Annotated in this window: 6 protein-coding genes; 5 read left to right on the forward strand and 1 reads right to left on the reverse strand. The window is 28.3% G+C overall.

The window, feature by feature from the left end:
* The first annotated feature begins 44 nt into the window (after nt 1-44).
* The 4 genes from RGC78_RS01215 (at nt 45) to RGC78_RS01230 (ending at nt 4691) form a co-directional block, all read left to right on the forward strand.
* Nucleotides 45-1223 (forward strand): amidohydrolase, encoded by a 1179-nt coding sequence (locus RGC78_RS01215; RefSeq protein ID WP_252211667.1) that lies wholly within the window; start codon nt 45-47, stop codon nt 1221-1223.
* 201 nt (nt 1224-1424) lie between these two features.
* Nucleotides 1425-1691: a metal-sensing transcriptional repressor gene (locus RGC78_RS01220; RefSeq protein WP_252211668.1), complete on the forward strand. Its 267-nt coding sequence runs from the start codon at nt 1425-1427 to the stop codon at nt 1689-1691.
* A gap of 263 nt (nt 1692-1954) precedes the next feature.
* On the forward strand, nt 1955-4384 hold the full coding sequence (locus RGC78_RS01225) for a heavy metal translocating P-type ATPase (protein WP_309555848.1): 2430 nt from the start codon (nt 1955-1957) through the stop codon (nt 4382-4384).
* Nucleotides 4385-4487: 103 nt separating this feature from the next.
* Nucleotides 4488-4691 (forward strand): heavy-metal-associated domain-containing protein, encoded by a 204-nt coding sequence (locus tag RGC78_RS01230; RefSeq protein WP_252211670.1) that lies wholly within the window; start codon nt 4488-4490, stop codon nt 4689-4691.
* A gap of 144 nt (nt 4692-4835) precedes the next feature.
* On the opposite strand, the gene phnD is transcribed toward RGC78_RS01230, so the two are convergent.
* Nucleotides 4836-6716: a phosphate/phosphite/phosphonate ABC transporter substrate-binding protein gene (phnD, locus tag RGC78_RS01235; protein WP_252224032.1), complete on the reverse strand. Its 1881-nt coding sequence runs from the start codon at nt 6714-6716 to the stop codon at nt 4836-4838.
* A gap of 515 nt (nt 6717-7231) precedes the next feature.
* Between phnD and RGC78_RS01240 the strand changes: the two genes are divergently transcribed.
* Nucleotides 7232-7531: a hypothetical protein gene (locus RGC78_RS01240; protein ID WP_252211672.1), complete on the forward strand. Its 300-nt coding sequence runs from the start codon at nt 7232-7234 to the stop codon at nt 7529-7531.
* Nucleotides 7532-7763 lie beyond the last annotated feature (232 nt).

Consider the following 7763-nt stretch of genomic DNA (forward strand, 5'->3'; position numbering starts at 1 on the left):
AAAATGGATGCTATAATTTAAGGTATATTACAGGGGGAATAACAATGATTAATGATAAGCTGTTAGAGAAAATAGATAATTTGGAAGAAGAACTTATAAACTTGTATCATATTTTGCATCAAAATCCAGAACTATCAAATGAAGAGTTTGAAACTACAAATATGATAAAAAAATTACTACAAGAAGTAGATATAGATATTTTACATACTGATTTAAAGACAGGCCTTATAGCTGAAGTGAAAGGTAATCCTAATGGACCAATAGTTGCAATAAGATGCGATATAGATGCTCTACCTATAAAAGAAGAAAGTGTTTTGTCTTATAAATCTAAAAACAATGGTAAAATGCATGCGTGTGGTCATGATTTTCATATGGCAGCAATTTTAGGTGCAGCTTATTTAATAAAGAAAAGCCAAAGAGATTTAATAGGAACAGTTAAATTTATATTTGAGCCTAGTGAAGAAAGTTCAAAAGGAGCTAAAAAAATAATTGATACAGGAGCTTTAGATGATGTTGAAGCTATTTTCGGTTTGCATAATGTTCCTAATTTAGATGTTGGGATAATCGGAATAAAATCTGGAGCAATGACAGCAGCTGTGGATAGATTTGAAATAAAGATATCAGGTATTGGGAGTCATGCAGCAAAACCGGAAAAAAGCATTGATCCAATTATAATATCATCAAATATTATAAATGCTCTACAAACTATTATAAGTAGAAATGTAAGTCCAATTAATGATGCACTTTTAAGTATAACTCATATAGAAAGTGGAAATTCATGGAATATAATACCTGACTATGCTTATATGGAAGGAACAGTTAGAACATTAGATAAAGAAACAAGAGAGTTGATTCCAAAAAGAATGAGTAGTCTTATTAATGGAATAGCAGAGTCATTTGGAGGAAAAGCTGAATTCATATGGCATCAGGGACATCCAGCTACAAATAATGAAAAAGAATGGGTAAATATTGCATCTCAAATAGGAAAAAGAATGGGATATAAGGTAAGTGAAAATTCAATGGGATTAGAAGGAGAAGATTTTGCTTATTATCAAGAAACTATTCCAGGTGCATTCATAATTTTTGGAACAGGCAAATCATTTGCACATCATCACCCTAAATTTGCAGTAGATGAAAATGCAATAATAAATTGTGCTAAATACTTTGCTAATTTATCAGAAGAAGCTTTATCGATATTGGTTAAAAAAAGACATAAGTTATAAGAATAATACCTTAATAAATTTAAAATACTAAGTTTATTAAGGTATTTTTTTGTATAAGAAATTATAAAATATTAACATTCACTTAAAATATAGCCAAATTTAAAAATCTGGTAAAAAATATAATATTCTTGACAAATTTATAAACAAGTCTATAATTAGATATAAATACAGACCCCCTACCCGGGGGTGGGAGGATAAAACATGAGTGAAGAAAGAAAAAAAGCATTACAATCTTTAAAAACAGCAAAAGGACAAATTGAAGGGATAATAAAAATGATAGAAGATAATAGGTATTGTATAGATGTAGCAAATCAAATATTAGCGGCACAATCATTACTTAAAAAAGCTGATTTAATGATATTACAAGGGCATTTACGTCATTGTGTTAAAGAAGCATGTCTTAATAATAATCCCGATGAAAAGATAGAAGAAATGAATAAAGTATTAGAAAAAATACTTTCTAAGTAGGATTTAAAATATAATTTACAACATATTTTAAATGTGTTGATGTTATAGTATAAAAGCTCGTGGACTGAGAAATTTACTTTAAGAAATCTAAAAATAAAGATTAGTCTAATTAATGCGTGTTCCCAATGAAACATTGTGACAAGCAATTAATTCAACAAATCTTCATTAAGAATTCTAAAAAGCAAATTTCAATGCCACTGCGCCTATATACAATAACATCAATATTGCTAATAAATATATTTATAAAAAGAAAGGAATAATGTATGCAAAAAAAATCATTTAAGATTAATGGAATGACATGCTCAGCTTGTGCAAATAGAGTTGAAAGAGTTGTTGGAAAATTAGATGGAGTAGAAAAATCTAACGTTAATTTTGCAACTGAAACTCTTAGTGTTGAGTTTGATGAAAATAAACTACAAGATAAAGACATAGAAGAAAAAGTCGTAAAAGCTGGATATGGTGTTAAGAAAAATATAAAAACTTATAACTTAAAAGTAGAGGGAATGACTTGTTCAGCATGCGCTAATAGAGTTGAAAGGGTAACTAAAAAGCTAGAAGGTGTTCAGGAATCAAATGTTAATTTTGCTACTGAAAAGCTAACTATAGTGGTTGACGAAGATTTAGCAGGATATTCTGACATAAAAGCTGCTGTAGAAAAAGCAGGTTATAAAATTGAAAAAGAATATAAAGCTAAAGAAGGTAATAAAGATAGCAATCCAGCTAAAGAATTGCTAAATAGATTTATAATTTCTGTGATACTAACAGTTCCATTACTAATAATTAGTATGGGGCATATGGTGGGAATGCATCTTCCAAGTATAATTGATCCAATTATCAATCCATTAAATTTTGCTTTAATACAAGTTGTATTGACACTTCCAGTTATGTTAGTTGGATATAAATTTTACAAAGTAGGAATAAAGAATCTTTTTAAATTAAGTCCTAATATGGATTCATTAATATCAATAGGAACCTTAGCAGCATTTTTATATGGAATATTTGCAATAGTTAAGATAAATCAAGGTAATAGTGAATATGCAATGCATTTATATTTTGAATCAGCAGCTGTAATATTAACATTAATAACACTTGGTAAATGTTTAGAAGCTGTATCAAAAGGAAAGACATCTCAAGCAATAAAAGCATTAATGGGTTTAGCTCCTAAAAATGCTACTGTTATAAGAAATGGCATAGAAACTATTATTCCAGTTGAAGAAGTTGTTGCTGGAGACATTGTTTTAGTAAAACCAGGAGAAAAATTACCTGTAGATGGTGAAGTAATAGAAGGCATTACATCAATTGATGAATCTATGCTTACTGGTGAAAGTATTCCTGTAGAAAAAGAAACTGGAAGTACTGTAATTGGCGCAAGTATAAATAAAACTGGATTTATTAAATATAAGGCTACTAAAGTTGGAAAAGATACTGCATTAGCTCAAATTGTTAAATTAGTTGAAGAAGCTCAAGGATCAAAAGCACCTATAGCAAAATTAGCAGATGTTATTTCAGCATATTTTGTACCTATAGTTATAGGTTTAGCTGTAATTTCAGCAGTTGCATGGCTTGTAGCAGGAGAGTCAATGATATTTGCATTAACTATATTTATATCTGTATTAGTAATAGCATGTCCTTGTGCATTAGGTCTTGCAACCCCAACAGCAATTATGGTTGGAACAGGAAAAGGTGCAGAAAATGGAGTTTTAATAAAAGGTGGAGAAGCCTTAGAGACAACATATAAATTAAACACAATAGTATTTGATAAAACAGGAACTATAACTGAAGGAAAACCTAAAGTTACAGATGTTTTAGTTAATAATATAACTGAGAATGAAATATTAAGCTTAGCAGCAAGTGCTGAAAAGGGGTCAGAGCATCCACTTGGAGAAGCAATTGTAAAAGAAGCTGAAGATAGGAAATTAAAGTTAAAAGAAATTAATAAATTTAATGCAATCCCAGGTCACGGTATAGAGGTATTAATTGACGAAAAAAATATTTTCCTGGGAAATAAGAAGCTAATGAAAGAAAAAAATGTAGATATATCGTCATTAGATGAACAATCAGAAAGATTGTCTAATGAGGGAAAAACACCTATGTATATATCAATAAATTCTGAATTAAAAGGCATAATAGCTGTTGCTGATACTGTAAAAGAAAATAGTAAAGAAGCTATAGAGAGTTTACATTCAATGGGGATAAAAGTTGCCATGATTACAGGTGATAATAAGAATACTGCAAACGCAATAGCTAAACAAGTTGGAATAGATATAGTTTTAGCAGAAGTATTGCCAGAAGATAAAGCAAATGAAGTAGCAAAATTGCAAAAAGATGGAGATAAAGTTGGAATGGTTGGAGATGGAATAAATGATGCTCCAGCTCTTGCTAAAGCTGATATTGGTATAGCAATTGGTTCAGGAACTGATGTAGCAATTGAATCAGCAGATATAGTTCTTATGAAAAGTGATTTAATGGATGTTACTACAGCAATAAAACTAAGTAAAGCAACCATTAGAAATATAAAAGAAAACCTAGCATGGGCATTTGGATACAATATATTAGGAATACCAGTAGCAATGGGAATACTACATATATTTGGTGGCCCATTACTAAATCCTATGATAGCTGCAGGTGCTATGAGTTTTAGTTCAGTATCAGTATTATTAAATGCACTAAGACTAAGGAACTTTAAAGCTTAATTCCTCTGTCCATGAGCTTTATACTACAATATCAACACTGTTTTAAAACATAGCCTTATTTTAAAGTGTAAATAGAAAATAATATTTTAGGAGGAATAGATTTATGAAAAAGACAATTATAATTGAAGGAATGAGTTGTAACCATTGTGTAGGTCATGTAAAAGAGGCATTAGAAAACTTAGCTAATGTAACATCAGTAGAAGTAAATTTACAAGAAAAATGTGCTACAGTAGAAACAACAGAAAGTGATTCTGTTTTAAAAGAAGCAATAGAAGAAGAAGGTTATGATGTTGTAGAAATAAAATAAGATTTTTAATGGCTATGTTTTACTAACATGTTGATATATGCAATAGGAAAAGTGGACTAATTTCAATTACTTAGTCCACTTTTCGTATGCATATATTAACATATTTTAAAGTATAATGGTTAATTAAAAATAGATAGTTATGAATTAATCTTTCACAACTGATCTAATTAAGTTATAGTCATTATCATTTGCTTCAACGAATCCATTAACTGGTGTAGTTATACCTTGGAAATTGTTGAAGTGTACAAAGGCATTTTTAATAGATTCTGCTCTGTCTAAATCCATATCTGGACTAACAGCAATAGCATCTTTTTGAATATTATCAGTCATAGAAACTATAATTAAATCATCTAAATTAATACCATTTTCTTTTGCTTTATCAAGAGCCTCATTATAAGTTGCACCAGCATCAAATGATCCATTTAAAACTCCATTTATTACATTATCATGGCTTCCAGCAAAAGAAACATTAGAGAATAATCTATCAGGATCCATTTTATTTGTTTTTAAAATATGTCTAGCATATAAGTATCCTGATGCACTATTTTTATCTACATAAGCAAAGCTTTTGCTTTTCAAATCTGCTAATGTTTTAATTCCAGAATTTTTGTTAGCTATTATATATCCATTATAATAAGTTTTGCCATTAACTCTAGGGGTTACCAGTGGTGTGACATTTGCTTTGTTTTTAGCTATAACATAAGCAAATGGTGAAAACCAACCCATATCAATAGTACCTTTTTTGATTTGATCGCTAAGAGCATCATAATCTTTAACAATTATCATTCTTGGAGTTAAGTTGATTCCTTTAAGTAATCTTTCTAGGATAGGAAGATACATCTTCTTTATATCAGCAGGAGATGTGAAAGGATTAATACCAACTATAACTTCATTTTCTCCTTTAAGGTGACTCATTTGATATTGTAAATTTTCAGATACACTACTTAGTGCAGCACAATAATCAAGTAATTGATCAGTTTTATTTTCATGTCTTTCAATCATATCTATTGAGTCAAGAGTTTCTCTATTTGTATCCTCTATAGTATGAGTTAAATGTGTAAGAGCTTGTTCAATATCAAATGCAATTTGAGTATTTGATTTTGATACATCTGTTAAATTTAAAATAGAAGTCTTAATATGTCCCATAGCTACATAGCTGTCAGATAAAATTTCAATAGTTTCATTAGAAATAGAATCAAGTTCAGTTATTGTTTTTTTAGAATTCTCAGTAGCTGAATTAGTATCAGTTATATTATCAAGAAGATCTTTAACTATACCATCTATTTCTCTTGCAAATTTATCTGTTTCATCAGCAAGTTTTCGTATTTCATTAGCTACAACAGCAAAGCCTCTTCCTGCTTCACCAGCACGAGCAGCTTCAATTGATGCATTTAAAGCAAGTAAATTTGTTTGACTAGAAATATCATGTATGTATTCAACAAATTTAATTATGCTTTTTGAAGAATCATGTAATTTTGAATTTATTTGTAAAGAATCATCAGAAATTATTTTCATTTCTGATAATAGTGAAATTATATTACTAATAGAAGTTTTACTTTTTTCAAGTACTGTAAGGGTATCATTTGTTTCGGTTTCTACAGTTGATATACTTTCATCAATTTTTTCACAACTAGAAACAACTTCATGTATACCAGATTCAACAGTTTCAATACATGCTAAGTTAGTAGTAGAAAAGTCAGAAATAACTTTATTTTTTTCAACTAAATGAGAAAATGCTTCTTTACTTTGTTTTGAAATCCATAAAAGATGTTCAACATCAAATCCCATTGTTTCAATCATAGAGTGTACATTTTTAAATACTGTATCCTTATCATTTGATAAATCGTTATCATCACTATTATCGTTGGATTTAGATTTATCACAGTAATATAAATAAGAAATTATTATAAGCAGAGTAATTAGTGATAAAGATAATTCTACAATAGAGTTATCTGTACCAAAAGCGATAAAGATGTTACATAATATACCTAATATTATTGGAAATAAGTACTTATTTAATTTCATAAGTTTTTCCCCCTTGTTTTATGTAATAATAAGGTCAAAATATAAATACAAGTAAATTATCCCACAAAGGTAATTTAAATTCAATATTAACAATGAATTACTTGAGTACAAAAGTATAAATAGTGTTTTAAAAGATATACATTATATTACCTAATATAATAATAGGGAAATTTTTAGTATTGTGTTGATATGTGCATAAGCAAATTGGACGTAGTAATTGAACTTTATCTATTGCATATATTAACATATATTTAAAATACAACCAATAATAAAAATAAAATTTATGGATTAGAAAAACAAAGAAAAAGCGAGATAAAACTAGAAAAATATGTGAAGAATTAATCTTTAGATTAATAAATTAACTTGCAAAAATATACGAACGTATGTACGATATAAATATAGAATTTTAAAAAATAAACTTAAACTACATTGTTCATATGTAGTTTATTAATAAAATAAATACAATAAGTTTAGCTTGGGCTACACTACATATATTTGAAAGGTGGTTAATTCTCATGGAAATTATAAAATCTAAAATAACATTAAAAGAAGTAATAGGAATGGATTTAGCAATAAAAAAAATAATAAATAAGATTGAAAAAAAAGATTATAATAATGATTTATGGTGGAAAGAAAGCTCTCTATATGAAAGTGCTAGTATGATTAGTAATGCAGAAAAAAGAGGCGAAGAGCGTGGAAAAAAAGAAAAATCATTAGAAATTGCAAGTAAATTATTATTGATGGGATTAAATTTAGAAGAAATTGCAGAGGTTATAGGGTTACCAGTTAATGAATTATTATATGAAGTAAAATAATAGTTTAAATATGAGTTGAATATTTTATTTCAGACAAGAAGGTAAAATTAATTTATAATTTTTAGGATATGTTTTAGCAGAGTGTTGATATATGCATAAGCAAAGTGGGCGGAGTAATTGAACTTAAGAACACTAAAATGAGTATAGTCCCATTTTAGCTTGTTCCCAATATAAAATTAGGACAAGCAGTAAATGTAACAATACTCATTAAGGGTTCTAAAAGTCCATTTAC

The sequence above is a fragment of the Clostridium aquiflavi genome, from assembly GCF_031344075.1.
Classification (GTDB): domain Bacteria; phylum Bacillota; class Clostridia; order Clostridiales; family Clostridiaceae; genus Clostridium; species Clostridium aquiflavi.

What these genes read in the sequence shown, in the direction of transcription:
- RGC78_RS01215 (WP_252211667.1), top strand. Translation starts at nt 45, where the DNA reads ATGATTAATGATAAGCTGTTAGAGAAAATAGATAATTTGGAAGAAGAA.
- RGC78_RS01220 (WP_252211668.1), top strand. Translation starts at nt 1,425, where the DNA reads ATGAGTGAAGAAAGAAAAAAAGCATTACAATCTTTAAAAACAGCAAAA.
- RGC78_RS01225 (WP_309555848.1), top strand. Translation starts at nt 1,955, where the DNA reads ATGCAAAAAAAATCATTTAAGATTAATGGAATGACATGCTCAGCTTGT.
- RGC78_RS01230 (WP_252211670.1), top strand. Translation starts at nt 4,488, where the DNA reads ATGAAAAAGACAATTATAATTGAAGGAATGAGTTGTAACCATTGTGTA.
- phnD (WP_252224032.1), bottom strand. Translation starts at nt 6,716, where the DNA reads ATGAAATTAAATAAGTACTTATTTCCAATAATATTAGGTATATTATGT.
- RGC78_RS01240 (WP_252211672.1), top strand. Translation starts at nt 7,232, where the DNA reads ATGGAAATTATAAAATCTAAAATAACATTAAAAGAAGTAATAGGAATG.